This window comes from Prescottella equi (assembly GCF_002094305.1).
Classification (GTDB): domain Bacteria; phylum Actinomycetota; class Actinomycetes; order Mycobacteriales; family Mycobacteriaceae; genus Prescottella; species Prescottella equi.
The window spans coordinates 249,655-273,113 of record NZ_LWTX01000006.1 but is presented as its reverse complement, the minus strand read 5'-3'; the positions used below and the strand labels follow the sequence as shown (position 1 = coordinate 273,113).

At 69.4% G+C, this 23,459-nt stretch carries 21 protein-coding genes; 11 read left to right on the top strand and 10 right to left on the bottom strand.

Going from position 1 to position 23,459, the window contains the following annotated elements; genetic code table 11:
• Nucleotides 1–23 precede the first annotated feature (23 nt).
• From A6I89_RS16725 to A6I89_RS16710, 4 genes are read left to right on the top strand one after another with little or no spacing between them, the layout of a single operon-like run.
• Nucleotides 24–1,238 carry an acyl-CoA dehydrogenase family protein gene (locus A6I89_RS16725; RefSeq protein WP_022598058.1) on the top strand — a complete coding sequence of 405 codons (1,215 nt, stop codon included), beginning with the start codon at nucleotides 24–26 and terminating at the stop codon, nucleotides 1,236–1,238.
• Nucleotides 1,235–2,263, top strand: a complete 1,029-nt coding sequence (locus tag A6I89_RS16720; RefSeq protein WP_022598056.1) for a phosphotransferase family protein — start codon at nucleotides 1,235–1,237, stop codon at nucleotides 2,261–2,263. The genes A6I89_RS16725 and A6I89_RS16720 overlap by 4 nt, the downstream gene beginning before the upstream one ends.
• On the top strand, nucleotides 2,260–2,997 hold the full coding sequence (locus A6I89_RS16715; protein WP_005517482.1) for an SDR family NAD(P)-dependent oxidoreductase: 738 nt from the start codon (nucleotides 2,260–2,262) through the stop codon (nucleotides 2,995–2,997). The genes A6I89_RS16720 and A6I89_RS16715 overlap by 4 nt, the downstream gene beginning before the upstream one ends.
• Before the next feature lie 2 nt (nucleotides 2,998–2,999).
• Nucleotides 3,000–3,599 carry a histidine phosphatase family protein gene (locus tag A6I89_RS16710; protein ID WP_022598054.1) on the top strand — a complete coding sequence of 200 codons (600 nt, stop codon included), beginning with the start codon at nucleotides 3,000–3,002 and terminating at the stop codon, nucleotides 3,597–3,599.
• A 136-nt stretch (nucleotides 3,600–3,735) separates the two neighbouring features.
• Here A6I89_RS16710 and A6I89_RS16705 read toward each other — a convergent pair whose 3' ends face one another.
• The 3 genes from A6I89_RS16705 to A6I89_RS16695 all read right to left on the bottom strand — a co-directional run bounded on the left by A6I89_RS16705 (nucleotide 3,736) and on the right by A6I89_RS16695 (nucleotide 6,176).
• The gene (locus tag A6I89_RS16705; protein ID WP_022598052.1) at nucleotides 3,736–5,202 is read right to left on the bottom strand and encodes a peptide MFS transporter; all 1,467 of its coding nucleotides are present in this window, start codon (nucleotides 5,200–5,202) and stop codon (nucleotides 3,736–3,738) included.
• 47 nt (nucleotides 5,203–5,249) lie between these two features.
• Nucleotides 5,250–5,627 (bottom strand): DUF3054 domain-containing protein, encoded by a 378-nt coding sequence (locus A6I89_RS16700; RefSeq protein ID WP_044991423.1) that lies wholly within the window; start codon nucleotides 5,625–5,627, stop codon nucleotides 5,250–5,252.
• 117 nt (nucleotides 5,628–5,744) lie between these two features.
• Entirely contained in the window at nucleotides 5,745–6,176 is a 432-nt protein-coding gene (locus A6I89_RS16695; RefSeq protein ID WP_022598048.1) for a DoxX family protein, read from the bottom strand.
• Between the two features lie 423 nt (nucleotides 6,177–6,599).
• Between A6I89_RS16695 and rox the strand changes: the two genes are divergently transcribed.
• Entirely contained in the window at nucleotides 6,600–8,027 is a 1,428-nt protein-coding gene (gene rox / locus A6I89_RS16690) for a rifampin monooxygenase (RefSeq protein ID WP_022598046.1), read from the top strand.
• A 78-nt stretch (nucleotides 8,028–8,105) separates the two neighbouring features.
• Here the strand turns inward: rox and A6I89_RS16685 are convergent, their stop codons facing one another.
• Complete coding sequence (locus A6I89_RS16685) at nucleotides 8,106–8,657, bottom strand: YceI family protein (protein WP_022598044.1); 552 nt, start codon at nucleotides 8,655–8,657, stop codon at nucleotides 8,106–8,108.
• Nucleotides 8,658–8,961: 304 nt separating this feature from the next.
• Between A6I89_RS16685 and A6I89_RS16680 the strand changes: the two genes are divergently transcribed.
• Nucleotides 8,962–9,579 carry a hypothetical protein gene (locus tag A6I89_RS16680; RefSeq protein WP_022598042.1) on the top strand — a complete coding sequence of 206 codons (618 nt, stop codon included), beginning with the start codon at nucleotides 8,962–8,964 and terminating at the stop codon, nucleotides 9,577–9,579.
• A gap of 57 nt (nucleotides 9,580–9,636) precedes the next feature.
• Here A6I89_RS16680 and A6I89_RS16675 read toward each other — a convergent pair whose 3' ends face one another.
• Nucleotides 9,637–11,337: a 2-isopropylmalate synthase gene (locus tag A6I89_RS16675; protein WP_022598040.1), complete on the bottom strand. Its 1,701-nt coding sequence runs from the start codon at nucleotides 11,335–11,337 to the stop codon at nucleotides 9,637–9,639.
• 168 nt (nucleotides 11,338–11,505) lie between these two features.
• On the opposite strand from A6I89_RS16675, the gene A6I89_RS16670 reads away from it, so the two are divergent.
• Entirely contained in the window at nucleotides 11,506–12,192 is a 687-nt protein-coding gene (locus tag A6I89_RS16670) for a FadR/GntR family transcriptional regulator (protein ID WP_022598038.1), read from the top strand.
• 9 nt (nucleotides 12,193–12,201) lie between these two features.
• Here the strand turns inward: A6I89_RS16670 and A6I89_RS16665 are convergent, their stop codons facing one another.
• A complete protein-coding gene (locus A6I89_RS16665) occupies nucleotides 12,202–13,350 on the bottom strand; it encodes a lysylphosphatidylglycerol synthase transmembrane domain-containing protein (protein WP_022598036.1) in 1,149 nt (382 codons plus the stop codon).
• A 28-nt stretch (nucleotides 13,351–13,378) separates the two neighbouring features.
• A complete protein-coding gene (locus A6I89_RS16660; protein ID WP_005517504.1) occupies nucleotides 13,379–14,836 on the bottom strand; it encodes an adenylate/guanylate cyclase domain-containing protein in 1,458 nt (485 codons plus the stop codon).
• Between the two features lie 167 nt (nucleotides 14,837–15,003).
• On the opposite strand from A6I89_RS16660, the gene A6I89_RS16655 reads away from it, so the two are divergent.
• Both A6I89_RS16655 and A6I89_RS16650 read left to right on the top strand, forming a co-directional pair.
• Nucleotides 15,004–16,209: an AI-2E family transporter gene (locus tag A6I89_RS16655; RefSeq protein WP_005517505.1), complete on the top strand. Its 1,206-nt coding sequence runs from the start codon at nucleotides 15,004–15,006 to the stop codon at nucleotides 16,207–16,209.
• 15 nt (nucleotides 16,210–16,224) lie between these two features.
• The gene (locus A6I89_RS16650) at nucleotides 16,225–16,896 is read left to right on the top strand and encodes a DUF1707 SHOCT-like domain-containing protein (protein WP_041674448.1); all 672 of its coding nucleotides are present in this window, start codon (nucleotides 16,225–16,227) and stop codon (nucleotides 16,894–16,896) included.
• Here the strand turns inward: A6I89_RS16650 and A6I89_RS16645 are convergent, their stop codons facing one another.
• The 3 genes from A6I89_RS16645 to trmB are packed head-to-tail and all read right to left on the bottom strand — an operon-like array spanning nucleotide 16,897 to nucleotide 21,013.
• The gene (locus tag A6I89_RS16645) at nucleotides 16,897–19,581 is read right to left on the bottom strand and encodes an MMPL family transporter (RefSeq protein WP_022598032.1); all 2,685 of its coding nucleotides are present in this window, start codon (nucleotides 19,579–19,581) and stop codon (nucleotides 16,897–16,899) included.
• A gap of 11 nt (nucleotides 19,582–19,592) precedes the next feature.
• A complete protein-coding gene (locus A6I89_RS16640; protein WP_022598030.1) occupies nucleotides 19,593–20,285 on the bottom strand; it encodes an NYN domain-containing protein in 693 nt (230 codons plus the stop codon).
• The gene (gene trmB, locus A6I89_RS16635; protein ID WP_044991460.1) at nucleotides 20,282–21,013 is read right to left on the bottom strand and encodes a tRNA (guanosine(46)-N7)-methyltransferase TrmB; all 732 of its coding nucleotides are present in this window, start codon (nucleotides 21,011–21,013) and stop codon (nucleotides 20,282–20,284) included. Before trmB ends, A6I89_RS16640 begins: the two co-directional genes overlap by 4 nt.
• 295 nt (nucleotides 21,014–21,308) lie before the next feature.
• On the opposite strand from trmB, the gene A6I89_RS16630 reads away from it, so the two are divergent.
• Together A6I89_RS16630 and A6I89_RS16625 are read left to right on the top strand one after the other, a co-directional pair.
• The gene (locus A6I89_RS16630) at nucleotides 21,309–22,028 is read left to right on the top strand and encodes a hypothetical protein (protein ID WP_022598028.1); all 720 of its coding nucleotides are present in this window, start codon (nucleotides 21,309–21,311) and stop codon (nucleotides 22,026–22,028) included.
• On the top strand, nucleotides 22,025–23,458 hold the full coding sequence (locus tag A6I89_RS16625; protein WP_022598026.1) for a hypothetical protein: 1,434 nt from the start codon (nucleotides 22,025–22,027) through the stop codon (nucleotides 23,456–23,458). The genes A6I89_RS16630 and A6I89_RS16625 overlap by 4 nt, the downstream gene beginning before the upstream one ends.
• Nucleotide 23,459 lies beyond the last annotated feature (1 nt).

Sequence of the window (23,459 nt, the reverse complement as noted above, 5' to 3'; positions counted from 1 at the left end):
GTGCGAGCTGAGGAGGTCTCTACATGGCTGTCGACCTGTCCTATCCATCCGAGGTGCTGAGCCTCGTCGAACGGACGCGGGAATTCGTGCGGGACGTGGTGTTGCCGATCGAGGACGCGCACGGTGGTGACATCGCCGCGGCCGGCGGCGACACGATCCGGGTCGAGATGCAGGCGGAGGCGAAGGGGCGGGGTCTGCTGGCGCCGCACGCGCCCGTCGAGTTCGGTGGTCTCGGTCTGAACATGAGCGATCGATCCCCGGTGTTCGAGGCGGCCGGGTACTCGCTGTTCGGGCCGACGGCGCTGAACATCGCAGCCCCGGACGAGGGCAATGTGCATCTGCTCGCGCACGTCGCGAGCCCGGCGCAGAAGGAGGAGTTCCTCGGCCCGCTCGCGCGTGGTGAGGTGCGGTCGGCGTTCGCGATGACCGAGCCGGCGCCGGGCGCGGGATCCGACCCTTCGGCGTTGACGACGCGCGCGGAGAAGGCGCCCGGCGGGTGGAAGATCAACGGCCACAAGTGGTTCATCACCGGTGCCGACGGCGCAGGATTCTTCATCGTGATGGCCCGCACGTCCGGTGCTCCGGGGGACCGGGGCGGTGCGACGATGTTCCTCGCTCCGGCGTCGGCACCCGGGATTCGGGTGGGCCGGCACATCGACACGTTGGACCGGGCGATGATCGGTGGGCACTGCGAGGTGTTCTTCGAGGATCTGTTCGTGCCGGACGACGCGGTGCTGGGTGCGGTGGACGAGGGTTTTGCGTACGCACAGGTGCGGCTCGGTCCGGCCCGGATGACGCACGTGATGCGGTGGCTCGGCGCCGCCCGCCGCGGGCACGACGTCGCGGTCGACTACGTCGCACGGCGCGACGGATTCGGTTCCCGGCTCGGCGACCTCGGGATGGTGCAGCAGATGGTCGCGGACAACGAGATCGACATCGCCGCCACACGTGCGCTGCTCACCCGTGCGTGCTGGGAACTCGACCAGGGTGGGACCGCGTCGGATTCGACGTCGATCGCGAAGACTTTCGGGGCGGAGGCGATCTTCCGGATCGTGGACCGGTCGATCCAGATGTGCGGTGGCATGGGCGTCTCGGGTGACCTGCCGCTGGCCCGGCTGTCGCGGGAGGTGCGTCCGTTCCGGGTGTACGACGGCCCGTCCGAGGTGCATCGCTGGGCGCTCGCGAAACGAGTCGTCGGTCAGGCGAAGCGGGCCGCACGCGAGGAGGGCCGGTCGTGACGGCCACGGGCATCGACGGCCTCGACCTGGTTGCGCTGCGACGCTTCTTCGGCGAGCAGGGTGTGGCGACGGCGGGTGAGCTGCGGGCGCGGCTGATCTCGGGCGGCAAGTCCAACCTCACGTTCGAGGTGTCCGACGGCGTCTCCCGCTGGGTGCTGCGGCGGCCACCGACCGCGGGGCTGACGCCGTCGGCGCACGACGTCGCCCGCGAGTACCGGGTGTGCGCGGCGCTGCAGGGGGCGGCGGTGCCGGTCGCGCCCACGGTGGTGTTGTGCGAGGACGACTCGGTGCTGGGTGCGCCGTTCGCGGTCACCGGGTTCGTCGACGGCCGCGTGATCCGCACCGTCGACGAGCTCGGCGCACTCACCGACTCCGAGATCGACTCGTGCGTGCGGGAATTGGTGCGGGTGCTCGCCGCGCTGCACGCCGTCGATCACCGCGCGGTGGGACTCGAATCCTTCGGACGGCCGGAGGGATACCTGTCGCGGCAGGTGGCGCTGTGGGCGCGGCAGTGGGAGCGGGTCAAGACCCGAGAACTCCCGGACCTCGAGCGACTGCACGCGTTGCTGCAGGACGCGGTGCCATCCACGTCGCGGACGGCGATCGTGCACGGCGACTACCGGATCGACAACACCCTCGTCGCCGCCGACGATCCCGGTCGGGTGGTGGCGGTGGTGGATTGGGAGTTGTCGACGCTCGGGGATCCACTCGCCGACCTCGCGCAGATGTGCGTTTATCGGCATCGTGCGTTGGACGTGATCCTGGGTGAACCGGCGGCGTGGACGAGTCCGCGGTTGCCGTCGGCGGACGCGATTGCCCAGATGTACTCGGAGGCGACCGGAACACCCCTCGACCACTGGGGTTTCTACCTGGGCCTGGCGAATTTCAAGCTCGCCGTGATCGCCGAGGGCATCACCCACCGGCATCTGGCGGGGGCCACCACGGGCGAGGGATTCGCGCACGCCTGCGAAGCGGTGCCCCCACTCGTCGCCGCCGGACTCGCCGCGATGGAGGGACAGCGGTGACGGCCAGCGCACTGATCACCGGCGCGTCGCGCGGCATCGGACTCGGCATCGCGGAGCGGCTTGCGGCGCAGGGCTACGGGCTCACCGTCACCGCGCGGGACGCGTCCCGGCTCGACGCCGTCGCCGAGAAACTGCGGGCAGCCGGCGCGCCCGACGTCGTCGCGATCGCCGCCGACATGGCCGATCCCGACGCAGCGCAGGTGCTCACCGGTGCACACCAGGAGCGGTTCGGGTCGATGCGCGCGCTCGTCCTCAACGCCGGGGTCGGCACCGCCGGACCGATCGGCGAGTACCCGATGAAGCGATTCGAGAAGACCGTCGCCGTGAACCTCACGGCGCCGTTCACGCTCCTGCAACGCGCACTCCCGCTGCTACGAGAAGGCGCCGCGGAGAACCCGCAGAACGGTGCGAAAGTGGTTGCCGTGTCGTCGATCACCGGCGTGTACGCGGAGGCGAACCTCGCGGTGTACGGGGCGACGAAAGCAGCGCTGCTCTCCCTCGTCGAAACGCTCAACGCCGAGGAGTCCGGCAACGGTGTCGCCGGCACCGCGATCGCGCCGGCCTACGTCGACACCGACATGTCCGAGTGGACCAAGGACACCATTCCGGCCGACACGATGCTGACCGTCGGCGACGTCGTCGAACTCGTCGACGCGGTGCTGCGGCTGTCGAACCGGGCGGTGGTGTCGAAGATGGTGCTCACCCGGGCCGGTGCGTCGGGCTACGGGGCCTGACCGTGCAGGTGATCCTGGTCCGGCACGCGCTGCCCGAGCACGTCGCCGTCGCCGAGGGACGCGCCGACCCGGGTCTGACCGAACTGGGACGTCGGCAGGCCCGGCGGTTGGCGTCCGCGTTGACCGACGTCACGGTCGCGCGGGTGGTGACCAGCTCGCAGCTCCGGGCGATCGAGACCGCGGGCTCGCTCGTCGAATCGCTGGGTGTGAGCCCGGTGATCGACGAGCGGCTCGCGGAGTACGACGCCGATCAGCGGTACTACATCCCGATCCACGAGGCGCGCGAGCGGATGCCGGAGGCGTTCGAACGGATCCGGGCCGGGCTGCTGCCCGACTTCGTCGACGAGGACGCGTTCCGCCGCCGGGCCCGGGAGGCTGTGGACGCAATTGTCGCGCAGTCGAATCATGCGGACACCGTCGTGGTCGTCGCGCACGGCGGGGTGATCAACGTCGTGCTGCAGGACATGCTGGAACTGCCGCGTCCGCTGACCTTCCCGATCGACTACGTGTCGCTCAGCCGCGTGCTCATCTCGCGCAACGGTGCCCGGCGGGTGGCCTCGGTGAACGAGACCGCCCACGTCCGAGACCTTCTCGTCCGCTGACCCACCCCCGCACGCACTCCCCTGTTCCACCCCCGCGTTTTGCGCACTTATCGCGGTTTCGGGGCGCGATCCGGCGCGATAAGTGCGCAAAACGCGAGGGGGAGGGGGAGGGCAGGGCAGTGGGGGGCTCAGGGACTCACTGGACGCCGCGCATGAGGCGGCGGATCCACGGCGTCAGCAAAGCGAGAAGTACACCGATGCCGAGCGATGCGAAGCCGACGGTCGCAAAGTACGACACCTCGTGGGACTCGTCGTAGAACTGCGACAGCGTGCCGGCCAGGCTCGAACCGAGCGCCACCGACAGGAAGAACAGCGCCACCATCTGGGTGTGGAACGCGGCCGGGGCGAGTTTGGTGGACAGCGACAGCCCGACGGGCGAGAGCAGCAGCTCGGCGAAGGTGAACAGCAGCAGGATCCCGGCGAGCCCGAGCAGCGGGGCACTGTTGGGGCCGCCGCCGGACATCGGGATGAAGCACAGGAACGCAATGCCCATGATGCCGGTGCCGAGCGCGAACTTGATCGGCGACGACGGCTGGCGCGAGCCGAGTTTGGTCCACAGCGCCGCGAACGCACCGGCGAAGACGATGATGAACACCGGATTGATCGACTGCACCCAGGTGGGTGGGAACTCCCAGCCGAAGAGATTGCGGTCCAGGCGGGCGTCGGCGTAGATGGCGACGGTGGTGAACTGCTGCTGGAACAGCGACCAGAAGGCGGCACTCGCGATGAACATCGGGATGAACGCCACCACGCGACTGCGCTCGACGGGGGTGATCCGCCGGCTCGTGAGGATCACCGCGAAGTACGCCACCGCGGCGACGATGGTCAGCGCCACCACGATCTCGGAGAGGTTGGCGGCAGTGATCACCCCGGCGAACGAGAACGCGAACGCGATGGCGATCGCCACGATCGCGATCACCGCGACCCGAGGACGCGCGGCCGCCGGCAGCGGGTTGGGGGCCGCCGATCCGACCCCGTGCAGGTGCTTGCGCCCCAGCGTGTACTGGATGAGGCCGAGCGCCATTCCGACTGCGGCAAGCGCGAACCCGACGTGGAAGCCCCAGTTCTTCTGCGCCCATCCGGTGATCAGCGGACCGATCAGGCCACCGAGGTTGATGCCCATGTAGAAGATCGAGAAGCCCGCATCCCGGCGTTCGTCGTCGGGTGTGTACAGATCGCCGACGAGGGATGTCGCGTTGGCCTTGAGCCCGCCGCTGCCGAAGGCGATCAGCAACAGTCCGACGCCCACGCCCGCCAGACCCGGGATGATTGCCAGGCTGATATGCCCCAGCATGATCAGGCACGCGCTGTAGAAGAGGGTGCGCTCCGAGCCGAGAAGCCGATCGGCGACCCACGCCCCCACGATCGTCGACAGGTACACCGTGCCGCCGTACGCGCCGACGATGCTGGTGGCCGCGGCCTTGTCGAGCCCCAGTCCGCCGTCGGACACCGAGTAGTACAGGTAGTACAGCAGGATGCCCTGCATGCCGTAGAACGAGAAGCGCTCCCACATCTCGACGCCGAACAGGTTCGCGAGTGCGAACGGTTGTCCGAAGAATCCCCTGTCGGACTCGGTTCCCTGGGATTCGACCTTCGACGTCATCGGCCCCTCCGCGTGTCTCTTCCGTGCCGGTTGTTCATGCGACGGGATCACGCGAGAGTACGACGCTTACGGACCGCTTGGTACAGAGCACGCCAGCCGATGAGGAACAGCCCGAGGAACGACGCCGCGACGACGATGAACGAGAACGCGGTGCCCTGATCGCTGACCACCCGCAGCAGCATGCCGACCACCAGAGTCGACAGCCAGACGATCACGCCGGTCGGTACCGCCAGCCGCGAATCGAACTTGTTCCGGTACAGGCCGAGCGTGACGATCCAGCCCGCCGCGAGACCGGTCAGGAACGGCCATGCCGTGGTGAGCAGGCCGCCGATCGTCGAGGCCTCCTCATGGCTCCTCCGGCCGAGGGCGGCGAAGATCAGAACGAGCAGGACGTCGACGACGGCGGCGGGCAGGTATTTCTTCACGCCGACCAGCGTAGGCCGACCCGACAAGTGGCCGTCCTCACCGTCGTCGGCTGCGCGGTACCGCCCTCGGCACCCAGCCCTTCGAGCCGCGCCGGTCCTCGTCGACCGATCAGGTGTTCACGCCCGCACCAGCGGCATGATCGCCCGGACGCGGGCGTCGCGCAGGTACAGCCCGCCCCACACGAAGATGCCGACGTACACCGGCGACAGGATCGTCGACAGCAGCGGCTGCTCGGTGAGGATGTTGCAGGCCACCGCGCCACCGAGGTACCCGGTGAGCAGCACGGCGCCGAGGATCGCCGTGAGCGGCGTCAGGTACAGCGCCAGGCACACCAGCATCACCACACCCATGACGTAGGGCGCGTACTCCGGGAAGCCGTACTCGGCCATCGAGTCCTTCACCGGCTGGATGTTCGCGAGGTGGATGACGGCGTCGAACAGCAGGAACGCCACCACCAGCGCGGTGACGACGAGGCCGGCGATGCGGGCCCGAGGCGAAACGGTGGCCGACCCGGGCGCGGTGCGGGTGCGGGGGAATGCGGCGGTCATGGCGAGCTCCCGTTCTGTGGCTGCTCCCGCCGGTTGCGCGGAGCCTCAGCCATACAGACCGCACCGGCTCGGGAAACTCATCGCGGGCCGGCGTCCCGAATCGGCCTCCTCGGGTCCGCCACACCTCGAACACACAGTTCCTGGAGAAGCGGTTCGGGAAGCCCGCGACTCCCGAGCAGCAGCGGATGCCGCTGCAGGACAGTGGAACCCGACCTGCCCGCCACTACGACGTCCTCTGCGATCGTGCCGACGACGTCGCCGTTCCGGCGTCGGTGGATGCGCATGGGGAACTCACGGGACCGGAGCACGGGATCGGAAACGGATCCCTTCCACTTTCAACATATAGCGCAGTGGGGGCCTTGCGGCAAGGCCCCGGTTGTGCCGCAGAATCGTCCGCCGGAACGAAAACGGCGGAGGGAAAACATGTTCGACGTGACCATTGTCGGGGCAGGGCCGACCGGTCTGATGCTCGCCGCGGAGTTGCGACTGCACGGTGTGCGCACACTGGTGGTGGAGAAGCAGGAAGAACCACCCGCGTTCGTCCGTGCACTCGGTCTGCACGTGCGCAGCATCGAGATCATGGATCAGCGTGGGTTGCTCGACCGGTTCCTGGAGCAGGGAAAGCAATTCACGGTAGGTGGCTTCTTCGCGGGCCTGAGCAGCAAGTGGCCCGATGACCTGGACACCGCCCACTCCTACGTCCTCGGGATTCCGCAACCCGTCACCGACCGCATCCTGGCCGAGCGGGCACTCGAACTCGGGACCGAGATCCGGCGCGGCAGCGAACTGATCGAGATCGAGCAGGACGACGACGGGGTGACCGCCGTGCTGGCCGACGGCACGCGTCTGCGCTCGCGCTACCTGGTCGGGTGCGACGGCGGCCGCAGCACGGTGCGCGGGCTGCTCGGTGTGGGCTTCCCCGGAGAGCCCAGCAGGGTCGAGACCCTACTGGGCGAGATGGCGGTGTCCGCGTCGCCGGAGACCCTGGCCGCTGTCACGGCCGAGGTTCGCCGGACCCACAAGCGATTCGGCTTCATGCCGCTGGGGGAGGGGATGTACCGCGTCATCGTTCCCGCGGCCGGTGTGGCGGAGGACCGGGATGCGCCGCCGACTCTCGCGGACTTCGAAACACAACTGCGTGCCGTCGCCGGCAGCGACTTCGGAGTGCACTCACCGCGCTGGTTGTCGCGCTTCGGCGACGCGACGAGGCTGGCCGAGCGCTACCGGGCCGGCCGGGTACTGCTCGCGGGCGACGCAGCCCACATTCATCCGCCGACCGGCGGGCAGGGCCTGAACCTCGGTATCCAGGATGCGTTCAACCTGGGATGGAAGCTGGCGGCGACGGTGGCCGGCTGGGCGCCGGACGGGCTCCTGGACAGCTACCACGACGAGCGGCATCCGGTGGCTGCCGCGGTGCTCGAGAACACCCGCGCGCAGATGGAACTGATGTCCGTCGAGCCCGGGGCCCAGGCGGTTCGGCGGTTGGTCGAGGAACTGATCGAGTTCGACGACGTCAACCGGTACCTGATCGAGAAGATCACCGCGATCGGCGTCCGCTACGACTTCGGTGACGACCACGATCTGGTGGGCCGCAGAATGCGGGACGTGCCGTGGGGGCGGGGCCGTCTCTACCGGCTGATGCACGCCGGCCGCGGCCTGTTGCTCGACCGCACGGGTCGACTCTCGGTGGCGGACTGGGCCGATCGCGTCGATCACGTCGTCGACCCGGAGGCGGAACTGGGCGCACCGGCGGTGCTGTTGCGTCCGGACGGGCACGTGGCGTGGGTCGGCGACGATCAGCGAGACCTCGCCGACCAGGTGTCGCGGTGGTTCGGGGAGGCGGCGGGATGACAGTCGGTCCACATGGAAAACGCACCCGCTGCGATCGGGGGAGGGGGCCGCAGCGGGTGCGTCGTCTATGGGGGTGGATCAGGCCTGGAGGCCGGCCTCGATCTCGAGGTTGATCGAGATCTTGTCGCCGACGACGGCGCCGCCACCCTCGAGCGGCATCTCGATGCTGATGCCGAAGTCCTTGCGATTGATGGTGGTCGAGGCCTCGAAGCCGGCAACCGGGCCGTTGCCCATGCCCGGGTTGACGCCGAGGAACTCGAGTGCCAGCTCGACGGGCTTGGTGACGCCGTGGAGCGTGAACTCGCCCTCGACGACGAAGTTCGAGCCGGCCGGGCGCACGCCGGTGGAGACGAAGGTGGCGGTCGGGAACTGCTCGACGTCGAAGAAGTCGGCCGACTTGATGTGGCCGTCACGCTGCTCGTTGTTGGTGTCGATGGACGCGACCTGGATCTCGGCCTGCACGGACGGGGTGCCGTCCTCGGCGATCGTGATCGAGCCGCTGAAGTCGTTGAACGTGCCGCGGACCTTGCTCACCACGAGGTGCCGGACCATGAATCCGACGGTCGAGTGCGTGGGGTCGATGGCCCAGGTGCCGGCGGACAGGTTGGGCAGGGCGGTGGCGGTGGTCATGTGAACTCCCAGAGGAAAGTAGTTGAAACTTCAAAGACTGTGGTTACAACGGTGGCACCGCCGCCGTGATTCCGCAACCGGTAGTGACGTCCATCACTCCTTATGGGGGTGCTCGGGCCGGTCTCGATGACCGGAATTCTTACTACCGTTCAGTAAGTTTCCGTGCTACGTTCGCCCTGCTTGTCTGCTTTGCCCCCCCTCCGGTGACGGCGGGGTGTTTCGAATCCGGTTCTGCCAACCGTGATCTCGGGTCCGGCAGGACTGTCGTGAACAGTGCGCCACCTCATGAAGCAAGGAGAAGCCGTTGTCCAAGAAGTCGACCATCGCCCGCTGTGCGGGTACCGCCGCCGCCGTCGCCGGAACTATCGCCCTGGTTGCGCCGGGCGTCGCCTCTGCCGAACCCACCGCCGCCGTCCCCGCCCCCAAGGTGTCGGCCGGTGTGGACGGCGACGTCATCGACATGACCGTCACTCAGACGAGCACGGGCCAGAATGCTCTCTGTCTGCCGATCGTCCTGAACGCCACCGACGCGCTGCCCCTCGCGGCGCTGCCGACCGATCAGTGGCCCGGGTTCGGCGAACTCGTGAGCAAGGTCTACTACATCGGCAACCCCACGTCGGACGCGGCGCCGGTGGCCGACAGCAGCACCGCGCTCGACGAGAACGACTTCAACCCCGGACTGCTCAAGCCCATCACTCCGGGCGCCTACGCCGTCGTCGGAGCGTGCTTCGACAAGGATGCCCAGGATGCTGTTCTGTCCTACAGCTACCAGGTCGTCTTCTCCCCGGGCGGCTTCGGAAGCCTGGGCCAGGCGCTGGATCTCGGCAGCGCCACCATCAACATGGACGGCGGCAGCGCCGTCATCGCCGATCTGCTGAAGAGCGGCGCCGGCAGCAGCATGCTGTTCGCCAACCTGAGCTGACGCGGGGGCCGGCCGGAACACACTCGGGTGGGGGTGTTCCGGCCGGCACCCGGCCGGTCACTCGGTGGCGGACACCCTGGCTGCTGCGGCCAGGACGGCGTGCAGCGCCGACGCCGTCACCGACTGATCGAATCCGACGCCCCAGTGCTGGATGCCGCCGCTGCGGCACAGCGCGAACGTCACGGCCCTTCCGGCGCTGCCCGTGCCGACGGCCTGCTGCACGAACGAGAGCACCTCGACCGGGCGGCCGTGGTCGGCCAGGATCTTGGTGAGCGCCTCGACGGGTCCACCGGCGAACGCCTCGCCGTCGATCACCACGTCGTCGAACTCCGCCCGCACCCGCAGGTGCTCGCCGCCCTCGCGGTGCTCGACCGACCACGGACCCAGTTTGTCGTCGAACCCGTACTCGTCGAACAGCAACTGCCACAACTGCTCCGCGGTGATCTCGGCGCCACTGTCGTCGGTGGCGCGTTGCACGCGGCCGGCGAAGTCGATCTGCAGCGGCCGGGGCAGATCGATGCCGTACCCGGTCTGCAACAGGTACGCGATTCCGCCCTTGCCGGACTGGCTGTTCACCCGAATCACCGCCTCGTAGTCACGACCCACGTCGCGCGGATCGATCGGCAGGTACGGCACGTCCCACGGCGCCTGCGCCGGATCGAGTCCGGCGGCGTCGGCCTGCGCGTGGTGGTGCGCGAATCCCTTCTTGATCGCATCCTGGTGGGTGCCGGAGAACGCCGTGTACACCAGGTCGCCGCCGTACGGATGGCGGGCGTGCACATCGATCCTGTTGCAGTGCTCCACCGTTCGGCGAACGTCGTCGATGTCGGAGAAGTCGATCATCGGATCGACGCCCTGCGCATGCAGGTTCAGCGCGAGCGTCACCAGGTCGACGTTGCCGGTCCGCTCGCCGTTGCCGAACAGGCAGCCCTCGACGCGCTGCGCGCCGGCCAGCACCGCCAGTTCGGCGCACGCGACACCGGTGCCCCGGTCGTTGTGCGGATGCACCGACAGGATCACCGATTCGCGGCGGGTCAGGTTGCGGTGCATGTACTCGATCTGGTCCGCATACACATTGGGCGTCGAGATCTCCACGGTCGCAGGCAGGTTGTGGATCACCGGACGGTCCGGGGACGCGTCCCACAGCTCGGTGAGGCTGTCGCACACCTGCAGCACGTAGTCGGGTTCGGTCAGGTTGAACACCTCGGGGGAGAACTCGAAGCGCACGCCCGGCTGCCGGTCGCCGCCGCGCGCGACGTCCGTGGCGGCGTCGAAGATCAAGCGGTGCAGCGCCTCCCGATCGTGTCCCAGTACGACGTCGCGCCACGTCGGTGCGGTCGCGGTGTACATGTGCACCACGACGTTCGGCAGTCCGCGCACCGACTCGAAGGTGCGCTCGATCAGGTCGGTACGGGCAGCGGTGAACACGACGATCGTGACGTCGTCGGGCACCAGATCCTGTTCCGCCAGGTCGCGGACGAAGTCGAAGTCGGTCCGGCTGGCGGACGGGTAGCCGACCTCGATCTCCTTGTAGCCCATGCGGACCATCAGCTCGAAGAACGTGCGCTTGCGGACGGGGTCCATGGGTTCGGCGAGGGCCTGGTTGCCGTCGCGCAGATCGACCGGCACCCACAGCGGTGCCACGGTGGTGTGGGCGGTGGGCCACGAGCGTTCGACGAGCGGCACCGGGACCCGCTCGAAGTGCGGGCGGTAGCGGTGGCTGGGCATGGACGACGGGCGTTGACGATTCCAGTGCATGACGTGCGGACTCCTGTGCGGATCGAAGCGGTCGACCGGCACAGCGGAACCCCGCGGCGGGGTGCCGGTCCGGTCAGACCCCGCCGCGGCGACCGAGAAGCAGTCCGCGGAACGTCATGCCGGTTAAGCTAGAGGAAAATCACTTGTCTGACAACCTGAGGAGATCGATTGACCACCGCGCTCAGCCGGAACCTGCTCGCCGATCAGGCGGCTGACCAGCTACGACGTCGTCTACAGGCGGGGGAGTGGGAGGTCGGAACGAAGTTGCCGGGCGAGACGACGCTGGCCGCGGAACTCGGGGTGGGACGGTCGACGATTCGTGAGGCGTTGCGGATGCTCGCCGGTCAGGGTCTGCTGCGGCCACGGCAGGGTGCCGGGGTGTTCGTCGAGCGTGTGGAGCCGGAAACCGACGGTTGGGAGGCCGTGCTGCAGCGCGAGGCCGTCGTGGCCGTCGTCGAGGCCCGCGCCGCGATCGAGATCGAGGCGGCCCGGCTGGCCGCCGTGCGCGCCACCGCCGACGACGTCGCGGCGATGCGCCGTGCCCTGGAAATGCGCGCGGCGGCGGCCGGCGCGGCGGACCGTGAATTCGTCGACGCCGACACCGCGGTGCACCGTGCGATCGTGGCCGGCGCGCACAACCCGGTCCTGTCCGAACTGTTCGAGACGTTCGTGCCCCGCGTCGCCACCGCGATGGTCGACATGATCGGGCTGCTCGGGTTGCGGGACCGGGACGGGGAACCGAACGCCGACGAACACGGCGCGCTCGTGGACGCGATCGCGGAGGGGAACGTCGACGACGCCGCCCGAATCGCGCGGGCACATCTCGAAGCGATGGTGGCCGACCTCGGCAGGTGACCCGGCCGCTCAGTCGCTGCGCGGAATCCGGTCCTCGACGTCGGATCGCACCGTCGTCGGGTCGGGCACCGCACGGCGCTGCTCCAACTCCGGGACGTCGGTGGCCTCCAATTCGACGTCGGACGCCCGCCCGTGCCCGCGGAACAGGAAGCCGAAGACGATCCAGCCGACGATCGCGACCAGGATGAAGCTGACCCCGCGGTAGACGAACGCCGCCGCCACCGCCTGCGACGCACTGATGCTCGCCGCGGTCGTCAGTGCCGCGATGAGCGTCGCGTCCACGTACACCAGGCCGCCCGGTGCGCCCGGGATCGTCGCGACGGCCTTGCCCGCCGCGAAGGCGATCAACAGACCTGCCGGCACCGGTTCGGCGCCGATCGCGAAACACGCCGCGGCCAGGCACACGATGTCGGCGAGCCGATGCACCGCAGACCAGCCCAGCGTCAGGGCGGCGTCCCCCTTGCCGAGCTGCACCGAATCGAGTTGGGAGATCGTGGTCCGGACCGCGTCCATGCCGGTGTCCGCCGGCTTGCCCAGCACCCCGTTCACGCGCGCCAGCACCCACCCGGCTGCTTTCTCGATGGACTCCGGATGCGACGAGACGTACCGCCCCGCGTACAGCAGCGCGACCAGGCCCGCCACCGAGAAGAGCAACGTGAACGGGCTCACCGAGCCGCCGACCAGCAACGCGCCCGTCACTCCGACCAGCGCCAGGCCGGCGGCGGCGATCACGCCGGAGATCGCCAGCTGCCACGACGCGACGACCGGGCTCGCGCCCCAGCGCCGGGTCTCCTTGTACGTGAATGCCGTGGAGAACACCTGGCCCGCGGGAAGCGTCAACGCCATCGCCGTCGACCCGTAGATCACCGCGACCGACTTGCGCTGGCTCACCGAGACGCCACCGGCGTGCAGCAGTTGCTTCTGCACCCGCCCGTAGCCGCTCAGAGAGACGGCCTGCGCCACCACGCACACCGCGACCCAGCCCCAGTGGATTTCCGCCAGCGCCTGCCACGACTCGTGCAGCCGCGGCCACAGATAGATGCCCTCGCCGACGAGCAACGCCACGAGGAGGGTGCCGGCGACCCACTTGAGCCACCAGAATCGACCACGGGGCCGATCTGTGTGACCGCCTCGAGGGGCGGGCTCCGGCTGTGCCACGAGCTCAGGGTAACGAAGATTCCTCACGTCACTCCGGATACAACACCGGCCATGCCAGGTGGGTGTTGCGCCGACGACCCCGCAGCTGCACCTGATCGCCCAGTTCCCAGTGCGCCTGCTCCTCGTCGTCCGCGAAGTACAGCGCGCTGGTCGACGCGAGAACACGGCTGGGCCGCAGCTTCGCGAGCTCGGTCAGACGCGACGCCTCGTTCACCGGATCACCGATCACGGTGTACTCGAAACGCTCGGCCGCACCGATGTTGCCCGCGACCGCCAGTCCCGCGGACACGCCGATACCGATGTCGAGGCCGGTGATCTCGTTGAGCGCGAACCGCAGCTCGCGGGCCGCGGCGAGCGCCGCGGTGGGTGCGTCGGGCCGGTCGAGCGGGGCGCCGAAGATCGCGAGCGCCGCATCGCCCATGAACTTGTTGACGAAGCCGTGGTGCCGGTCGACGACGTCGACGACGACGCGGAAGAACTCGTTGAGCAATTCGACAACCTCGCTGGGCGGGCGCTCCGCGGCCGCGCCCGTCGAGCCGACCATGTCGACGAACAGCACCGCAACGAAGCGGGTCTCGCCGCCCAGTTCGGTGCCGAACTGCAGCGCGCGCCGGGCGACGTCCTCGCCGACGTGCTGACCGAACAACTCGCGCAGCAGCCGTCGCTCGTCGGCCTCGCGCATCATCCGGTTGAAGCCCACCTGCAGGCGCCCGATTTCGGAGCCGTCGAACACCTCGACGCGGACGTCCGTCTCGCCCCGCTGCGCCCGTTCGATCGCGCGCCGCAGCTGCCGGATCGGATCCGAGATCTGGCTCGCCGTCAGCATCGACAACGCGAAGGCCTGCCCGATCGCCATGATCGACAGCAGCAGGATCGCCCACGCGAGCGCGCTCGGCGCGAACTCCAGGTCGGTCGTCAGCTGCGTGACGCACAGCAGGATGATGCCGATCACCGGCATCAGCGTGCCCAGGCCCCACGTCATCGCCATGCGGGTGCCCACACCGGGAGCCATCGTCCGGTCGAACTGGCCTTCGCTGAGGGCCTGCGCGGCGACCGGACGCAGGATCCGCTCGCCGAGCATGTACGTGAAGCCGAACGTGGTGGTGGCGGCCATCCCGACCGTGACGATGACGGCGATCGCCAGCTCCGGCATCTCCTCGACCGTGAGGAACACGAAGATCACGCCGCCGAGGAACCACAGCACCAGATGCACGATGGCCTGGCGCAGCGGTGCGTGCAGCGCCGCCATCTGTTCGGCCCGCGTCGGCGGGCCGCCGCGCAGCTGCCACCGGATCACCGATCGCAGCATCATCGCCGCCGCGGTGAGGCTGACCAGTCCGGCGAACACGAGATAGACACTGAAGACCGCGAAGTTGCGGACATGGTCGTTGATGATGTCCGCCGACTCCGGGATCGGAATGCCGTAGCGGACGAAGGCGAACACCAGCACGGCGCCGATCAGGTTCGCCCCGGCCATCGAGAGCATGTAGAGAGGCCAACGACTACGAATCGTCAGCGTCACTGCTCGGTACGAGGCCCACACGATCTCATAATTTAGCGGGACATAGTTCGCGACTCGGCAGCGCACACGGTTGCCGCGGTCGGCGGTCGTTTCTCCGCCGTCGGCGGCGCAGGTCCGGATAGGCTCGCGCGGTGAGCGACAGCCGGCCGGGGGAGGCCACAGCGCAGCAGGGCTCGGCGGAGTCCGTGCACCCACTCGTCCGCGTCGGCGCCGCCTGGACGTGGCGCCTGCTCGTCCTGTTCGCCGGGCTGCTCGCGCTGGGATACGTCGTCTCCAAGCTCGAGTCCGTCGTCATCCCGGTCGCGCTCGCGCTCCTGTTCGCGGCGTTCCTCATGCCCGCCGTCGACAACCTGCACCGGCGCGGGGTCCCGCGATCCGCCGCGGTGCTGGTCGCCGTCGTCGGCACGATCGGCATCGTCGGCGCGATCCTGTCCTTCGTCGTGCAGCAGTTCGTCGAGGGTCTGCCCGACCTCAGCGACCAGTTCACGACGAGCGTCACCAAGGCGCAGGAGTGGCTGACCCAAGGCCCACTGCACTTCAGCGAGGACCAAATCCGGCACGCGGGCGACAACGTCGTCAAGGCCATCCAGTCCAACCAGGAAGCCCTCACCAGCGGTGCGCTCACCACCGCGACCGTGATCGGCGAGATCTTCGCGGGCGCCTTCCTCACGCTGTTCACCCTCGTGTTCTTCCTCTACGGCGGCAATCAGGTGTGGGAGTTCGTCACCCGGATCATCCCGAAGAACACCCGCGGCCGAGTTCGGCTGGCCGGTCGCCAGGGCTTCAATTCGCTGGTCCACTACACCCGCGCGACCGTCGCGGTCGCCGCGGTGGACGCGATCGGAATCGGTGCCGGACTCGCGATTCTCGGCGTCCCACTCGCGCTACCGCTCGCGTCGCTCGTCTTCGTCGGCGCGTTCATCCCCATCGTCGGCGCCTTCGTGACCGGATTCCTCGCGGTACTCGTCGCGCTCGTCACCAAGGGCCTGCTCACCGCGCTGATCGTGCTGGGCATCATCGTCGGCATCATGCAGTTGGAGGGGCACGTCCTGCAGCCGCTGCTCCTCGGCCGTGCCGTTCGTCTGCACCCGCTCGCCGTGGTGCTGGCCATCACCACGGGCATCGTGCTCGCCGGAATCGTCGGCGGTCTGCTCGCCGTGCCGATCGTGGCCTTCCTCAACACTGCGATCCGGTCGCTGTGCGCCGGCGACACCGACGAGGCCGAGGAGGTCTACGAATCCCTCACCGGCGCCGACCCGTCGATCCCGATGTTCCCCGCCACGCCCGACGAGGAGGACGGTCCGCCGAGCGCCGGAGATGCGCGCCCGCCCGACTGATTTATCGTGGTGCGCATGGAGGCGAGAGATCTTCGAGTGTCCGATGCCGAGCGTGAACACGTCGGTGCCCTGCTCCAGCGCGCGGTGGGGCAGGGAATGCTCTCCCTCGGAGAGTTCACCGAGCGCATGGACACGGCCCTCGCCGCCAAGACACGCGGGGAACTCAACGCCGTCCTCGTGGATCTTCCGGGCATGCAGATCGATCCGGGCTACGTGGCCGGCGGCTATCCGGTGCCCGGGCAGATTCCCCCGGCCCCTCCGGCGCCCGCACCGTCACCGGAAGTGGCTCCGCCGCCCGGGATCGGCGGCTACCCTGCGGCGCAGCCGCTCGTGATCCGAGGTCGCATGTCGACCGTGACCCGCAAGGGACGCTGGCAGGTGCCGCCCGCGTTGGTCCTCGACTCGCGGATGGGCAGCACGACCCTCGACTTCACCGAGGCCGTCATGCAGACCCAGGTGGTCCACCTCACCGTCGACGACTTCTGCGGATCGGTCACGCTCGTCCTGCCGGACCAGGCGACGGCCGATCTCAACGCCATCGACACCGTCGGCGGTTCGGTGTCGAACAAGGTCCGCACCGGCCCCCCGTACGGCCCGCTGCACCTCGTCGTGCGCGGACGGGTGCGATTCGGCTCGATCACCGCGCGCTACCCGTTCGGCACCACGCTGCGCAGGATGCTGGGCTGATCAGTCGTCGTCGCGGTGGCGGGCCAGGAGCTCGCTGACGCTGACGGCCTTGTCGCCGCTGCGATGCCGACCGGGGTTCTCCGGATCGGCCTCGTCGGGGCCGGACTCCGCCGGTGTCTCGGACCGTGGCGCTGCCGAGTTCTCGGTCGGTGTCTTCTCCGGCTGCGGCGGCACCTGCACTGCCGGCATCGCCGCCGTGTTCGGGGCCCGGAGCGCCGCGAGCCACGCGACTTCTTCGCCGTCGGCGCGGGAGACGGGCGCCTCGGCCCGCGGACGCACGTCGGGCTTCGGGCGCACGTCGGGCTTGGGTGCCGGCTCCGGACGGTCGGGGGCAGGCCGCTGGGACACCGAACGGGCACGCGGAGCGGCGGTGACGCGGGGGAGCGGCATCGTGAGCGGTTCCGGCTCCGGAACCCGATCGGCGACGGCGGTGGCCGCGCCGCGCGGCGCGATCGCCGGAGCGCCCGCCGCCTCCGTGGGCGCCGGGACCGGCGCGTCGGTGGCCGTCAGATCGGGAACGTCGTCTCCGGACAGTTCACTGTCGAGGATCGGCTCGCCGAGTCCGATCTTCTGCTGGATGCGCTTCATCCAGGCGGGTGCCCACCAGCAGTCGTCGCCGAGCAGTTTCATGACGGCCGGCACCAGGAACATCCGGATCAGCGTCGCGTCGATGATCAGCGCGGCGATCATGCCGTACGCGATGTACTTCATCATCACCAGCTCGGAGAAGCCGAACGCGCCGGTGACGACGATGAGGATCAACGCGGCCGCGGTGATGATGCGTCCGGTGTGCGCGGTGCCGATCCGGATGGCCTCGGTGGTGGAGGCTCCCTGCGATCTGGCCTCGACCATGCGGGAGAGCAGGAACACCTCGTAGTCGATCGACAAGCCGTAGATGATCGCCACGATCAGCACCAACACCGGTGAGGTGATCGGTCCGGGCGTGAAGCCCAGCGCGTCGGCGCCGTGGCCGTCGATGAAGATCCACGTCAGGATGCCGAGTGTCGAGCCCAGGCCGAGCGCGCTCATCAACACGGCCTTGATGGGCAGCACGATCGAACCGAACGCCAGGAACATCAGCAGCGTGGTGACGATCAGGACGGAGGCGACCATCAGGGGCAGATTGTCGAGCAGAGCGCTGATGCTGTCCTGCTCGATCGCGGGCGTGCCGCCGACCAGGACCTGGACGCCGTCGGGAACGGGCATCGAGCGCAGGTAGTCGATGGTTTCCGCGGAGTTGTTGCGATCGACGAGCCCGGCCTTGAGGACCTGGACGCCGTCCTTCGCGGGACCCGTGATCGTGAACTTCTCGACCAGGCCGGGGGCCTCGCTCGCGGTCTTGAGGATCTGGCCGACCTGCGTGCCCTGGGCGCCGTCGATGACGAGTTTCACGGGTTCGGTGCGGTTGCCGGGGAACAGTTCGTCGAACTGCTCCTGCGCGACGCGCGTCGTGTTGTCCGGCGGCAGATAGTCCTCGTTGATGCCACCGAACTTGATGCCCGTCATCGGGATGATGAGCAACAACAGTCCGACGACGATCGGGATCGTCACCTTCAGCGGGTTGCGCATCACCCAGCGGGTGAGTCGACCCCAGATGCTGTTCTCGATCTCCTCGGTCGACTTGATCTGCCCGAACCGTTTGAGGCCGAATTTGTCGATGCGTCTGCCGAGGATGCTCAGGATCGCGGGCAGCACGGTCACCGACGTGAACGCCGCCAACAGGACGGTGGCGATCGCGCCGTAGGCGACGGACTTGAGGAAGCCCTGCGGGAAGAGGATCAGTCCGCCGAGGCTCACCGCGATCATCGTCGCGGAGAACAGGACCGTCCGACCCGCGGTCATCACACTGCGGCGCACTGCGGTCCGTGTGTCGTAGCCGTCGCCGAGTTCCTCACGGAACCGGCTGACGATGAACAGCCCGTAGTCGATCGCCAGACCCAGACCGATCAACGACACCACCGACGCGACGAACGCGTTGACATCGGTGAAGTGGGTGATCACCCGGACGATGCCGTTGGCGCCGAGGATGGTCAGGCCGCCGACGACCAGCGGTAGCGCGGCGGCGATGACACCGCCGAACACGAAGAACAGCAGCACCGCGACCGCGGGGATCGCGATGATCTCCATGCGGTGCAGGTCGTTGGCCATCGTGTCGTTGATCGCGGACGCGACCGGCTGCATGCCGGCGAGCTGCACCTCGACGCCGTCGATCGCGAAGGCGTCCTTGATCTCCCGGAAGTTGTTGGTGATCGCGGTGTCGTCGTCGCCCTTCAGCGCGATACTCGCGATCGCGTGCGTCCGGTCCGCCGTGGCCATCGCCGGCAGACGCGGGGTGTTCGGCAGCTGGAAATAGCTGCCGTTGACCTTCGCGACCTGATCCGGATGCTCCTGCAACAGTCTCTGCAAGCTGTCGGAGACCTGAGCCGCGAACGCCGGGTCGTCGACCGTCTTGCCCTCGGGTGCCGTGTACATCGCCACGACGTCGCCGTTGGTGTCGCGGCCGAACGTGCCGTCCGCGAGCTTCGCGGCGGCCACCGATTCGGAGCCGGGATCGTCCCAGCCGCTCTGACTGAGGTGGGAACCGACACCCGAGCCGTAGGCGCCCAGCGCCAACAGCCCGGCCACCATCACCGCGATGACGGTGAAGCGGGCTCGGTAGACCAGATCTCCCCAGCGAGCGAACACGTATGGACTCCTCAGCGCCCGACGAGCAGGGCAGACAGTGGACGGAACGGCTGCAGCCAGGCGCCCTCGTCGGGCAGGGACTCGAGGCTCACCCGTGGGAGCGGCTCACGGAAGACGCCGGGGATGTCCTCGAGATCGACGAAGTCCAGGATGTCGGACGAGACCGCCCAGCTGGCGTGCTCGCGGAACCCGAGAACCTGCACCGGCACGCCGGCTGCTGCGATGTCCTCCAACGGCTCACGGAACGCCTGACCGTCGGCGGAGGCGACCATGACCCCGGCCAGACCCTCACCACGGCGGAGCTCGATGTGGTGGAGCATGTCGGCATCGACGTCGCTGTCCTCCTCCACCTTCGGCTTGGCGAACACCGCGAAACCCACATTACGCAAGGCCTCGACCCAGGGGCGGACGACATCCGCGCTACCTGGGGCGATGTTGGTGAAGACGGTGGCTTCGGGCTCGAGGGTGGCGGTCTCGGTGGCCGAGAGCTCGGTCGTCCGCGAGAGCAGCCACCGGCCCAGGGCGTCGAACCGGGGGCGGTAGGCGGCCGTGGGGCGTCCGCCCAGGATCGCGCCCAGGCCCATGTCGAGGTTCGGGGCGTCCCAGACGAGGAGCACGCGCTTGTGCTCCTGGACGTCACGCCCTCCGCCGTCGGCGGAGCCGCGTGCCAGATCGGTACCGGATGTGCCTTCGCTGAGACTCATGGCTTGATCTTCCCCCAGATGAGTTCGTTGATCGTGCTTCCGACCCTGTGCGCCTTGTCCTCGAACTTCGTCACCGGACGCTCGTGGGTCATCGGCGACTCCCAGTCGAGCTCGGTGAGCAGCGGCTCGGCGTCGCCGGCTTCCCGGATGGCCTCGGCGTACTCGGCGTGATCGGTGGCCACGTGCAGCACTCCGCCCGGCTTCAACCGGCTCGCGATCAGCGCGAACGTCGGGCCCTGCAGCAGCCGTCGCTTGTGGTGGCGGGCCTTGGGCCACGGATCCGGGAAGAACACGCGCACACCCGTGAGCGACTCGGGCGCAACCATGTGCTCGAGCACCTCGACGGCGTCGCCGCGCAGCACCCGCACGTTCGTGAGTTCGTTCCGCTCGACGAGCTGCAACAGCTGCGCCAGACCGGGGCGGTAGACCTCGACCGCGATCAGGTTCACGTGCGGCTCGGCCTTCGCCATCGCGGCGGTCGCGGTGCCGGTGCCGGAACCGATCTCGACGATCAACGGCGCGTCGCGCTCGAACCACGCGGTGGTGTCGATCAGATCGTCGCCGACGTCGCGGCCGATCTTCGGCCACATGCGGTCCCAGGCGTCCTGCTGCGGGGTGGTGAGCGAGCCGCGGCGGGAGCGGAAACTCGTCACCCGCGGGTACAGACGCGAGCCCTTCGATGCGCCGGCAGAGTCGTCGGAGTCGACTGCGTCGTCCGCGGCGGAGATGTCGAGGGTCTCGAGGTCGTCGTTCGAGGTGTCGGGAGTGTCCTGATCGGCGTCGTTCACCCGACCATTGTCACGTATCGGCGTGATCACGGGCCGACTCGGTCGGCAGATACTATGGACTCTTTGATCGACTTCTGCCTGGCGCTGCCCCCGGCGAGTGCGTTCCTGCTGGTAGTCGCTCCTCCTCGGCCGCATTCCGTGAGTTCACGCACCCTTGCCGTCGAAATCGCCGCACTGCCACAATCGGGACCCGGATCGGCATCCGGGTCGGGGGACATCAGGGGAGGAATGCGCGGTGGGGGACGGGTACGGGGCGGACGAGTTCGAGGCGTTCACACGGTCGGTCGGCGACGTCGTGGGCGTGCCCACCCGCGTGCTCGACGAGTTGAGTTCACCCATCGGCATCCAGGTGCTGGGCCGTGCCGGGGCCGGTCGCAGCACGCTGGTCTCGCTGCTCGAACGATCCGGGTGCACGAACGTCGCCGAGGCCCCGGCCGTGGACGCGCCGGGGCGGCCCGACCCGGACATCGGCCCCGACGTCGTGGTTCACGTCTTCACCGGCGCCCTGCGCACCCCCGACATGCGGGTCCTCACGAACGCGCCCCGCGGGTCGACGGTCGCCGTGCTCGCCAAGGCGGACGCCCTCGGGTCGCGGGACGACGCGGTGCGCGCAGCCGCCACGGCCGCCGCGAAGACCGGCGTGCGGGTGATCCCGACGAGCGCATCCGCCGATGCCGGCGCGCTGGTGACGGCCGTCGAGGACTGTGCCCGGGTGGTGCGGGCCCGCCGGGTCCGGGAGACGCTCGACGCCCTCGCCGTGGCCGCCGCGCGGGACGTGCACGGCCCGACCCGTGACGGGATCGAGGCCTTCCTCCGGTCCGATCCGGCGGTGTTCGCGGCGGCGGAGGCCGCGGCAGTGCTCGGCGGCGACCGTGCCGGCGACCGGCGGCGGCAAGAACGGGCGCAGCGTCGGGCCCGGACGCGTCGGGCCGTCGCCGCGGGGACGCGCCGATGAACGTCGTCCCCGGGCTCACCCCCGAGGCACAGCGGATCGTCGAGCGCTGGAACCCCGCCGGCATCGCCCGGTGGCGGGAGAGCGGGGGCGGCGCCCGGACGGTCCACGTCACGACGGTGCCGGGCATCGACGCGACCGGTGTCCGGGACGGTCTGGCCGCGCACGTGCTGGTCACCGACCGGCCGGGCGATGCGGCGGCGGTGGTGTTCGTCCTGGACGCGCTGTCCGTGCTCGGTCGCGACGAGTTGTCCGCGCTCGACGTCGTCGGCGCGCACGTCGAGCGCGTTCTGTTCACGACGCCGACGGACGCGCCCGGGGCGCTGCGCGAGCGTGACGAGGCGCTGCTGCGGGCACACTCGCCGCGGCACGCCGACGCCCGGATCCTGAACGGCGCCGAACTGCACAGGGCGGTGCGGGCCGCGCTCGATGCACCCCCGGGTGTGATCGTCGAACGGAACCGGCGCCGCGCCGCGCTGTCCCTCGTCGAGGAGACGTGCCGGATGATCACCACGACCGCCGAGTCGGTCCGCGCCGACGACATTGCCCCGCTGAGGCAGCGACGGACCCGGCTGACGTCGAACCGCGGGGGCGACCGGGCGGAACTTTCGGCGCTGGTTCGCTCCGACGTCCAGCGTGCGCGGATCGAACTGGTGCACACGGTGGGCGTGCGCATCCGGGAGTTGTCGACGTTGGTGCGCTCCGAGATCGACCGGGCCGGCCGCCGCGAGCTGGCGACGTACCCCGACCGCTTCGCGCAGCTCGCCGACGCGCTCACCGCCGAGGTGGACACGGTCGCGGGGCATCGACTCGACGATCTCGTCGTGCGGGCCGGGCTGACGCATCTGCCGGCCCGTCCGCCCGAGCCCACGGAAGTCTCGGTGTCGGCGCCGGAGCCGCGGCACCGTGGGGTGGAGGACCGGATGATGGTGATCGTCGGCGCCTCGGCGGGGGTGGGACTCGGCCGGCTGGCGGTGGCGCCGCTGTCGATGGTGCCGGCCCTAGACATCGCGACCATCCCCGTCACCCTCACCCTGGGCGGAGCGGCCGCATGGTGGCTCGCCCGCTCCCGCCGGCACCTCGCCGATCGGGCGCACCTGCGGCAGTGGGCCGCGGACGCCACCACCGGCCTGCGTGCACAGCTCGAACAGCGGGTGCTCGCTCGTCTGCTCGAGACGGAAGCCGCGGTGGGGCAGCGGGTGCTGGCCGACGGCCGCGCCGCGACAGCGGCCGTCGACGCCGAGATCGCGGCCGTCGATGCCGAGATCAGACGGGTCGCGGCCCAGCGCAGCGGACGGCTGGCGTCGTGCGAGCGCGACCACGGCGTGCTGATGGAGGCGCTCGCGGCACTCGAAGGCCGCGTTCTCGAGGGCCGGGTCGCGGTCGGTACGACGAGGGAACCGAACGGGCCGGTGCCGCGTCCAACGCCGTGAC

Coding starts and splice junctions, on each gene's coding strand:
- A6I89_RS16725 (WP_022598058.1), top strand. CDS start 24: ATGGCTGTCGACCTGTCCTATCCATCCGAGGTGCTGAGCCTCGTCGAA.
- A6I89_RS16705 (WP_022598052.1), bottom strand. CDS start 5,202: ATGACGTCGAAGGTCGAATCCCAGGGAACCGAGTCCGACAGGGGATTC.
- A6I89_RS16695 (WP_022598048.1), bottom strand. CDS start 6,176: ATGACCGCCGCATTCCCCCGCACCCGCACCGCGCCCGGGTCGGCCACC.
- rox (WP_022598046.1), top strand. CDS start 6,600: ATGTTCGACGTGACCATTGTCGGGGCAGGGCCGACCGGTCTGATGCTC.
- A6I89_RS16685 (WP_022598044.1), bottom strand. CDS start 8,657: ATGACCACCGCCACCGCCCTGCCCAACCTGTCCGCCGGCACCTGGGCC.
- A6I89_RS16675 (WP_022598040.1), bottom strand. CDS start 11,337: ATGCACTGGAATCGTCAACGCCCGTCGTCCATGCCCAGCCACCGCTAC.
- A6I89_RS16660 (WP_005517504.1), bottom strand. CDS start 14,836: ATGCTCTCGATGGCCGGGGCGAACCTGATCGGCGCCGTGCTGGTGTTC.
- A6I89_RS16650 (WP_041674448.1), top strand. CDS start 16,225: ATGGAGGCGAGAGATCTTCGAGTGTCCGATGCCGAGCGTGAACACGTC.
- A6I89_RS16640 (WP_022598030.1), bottom strand. CDS start 20,285: ATGAGTCTCAGCGAAGGCACATCCGGTACCGATCTGGCACGCGGCTCC.
- A6I89_RS16625 (WP_022598026.1), top strand. CDS start 22,025: ATGAACGTCGTCCCCGGGCTCACCCCCGAGGCACAGCGGATCGTCGAG.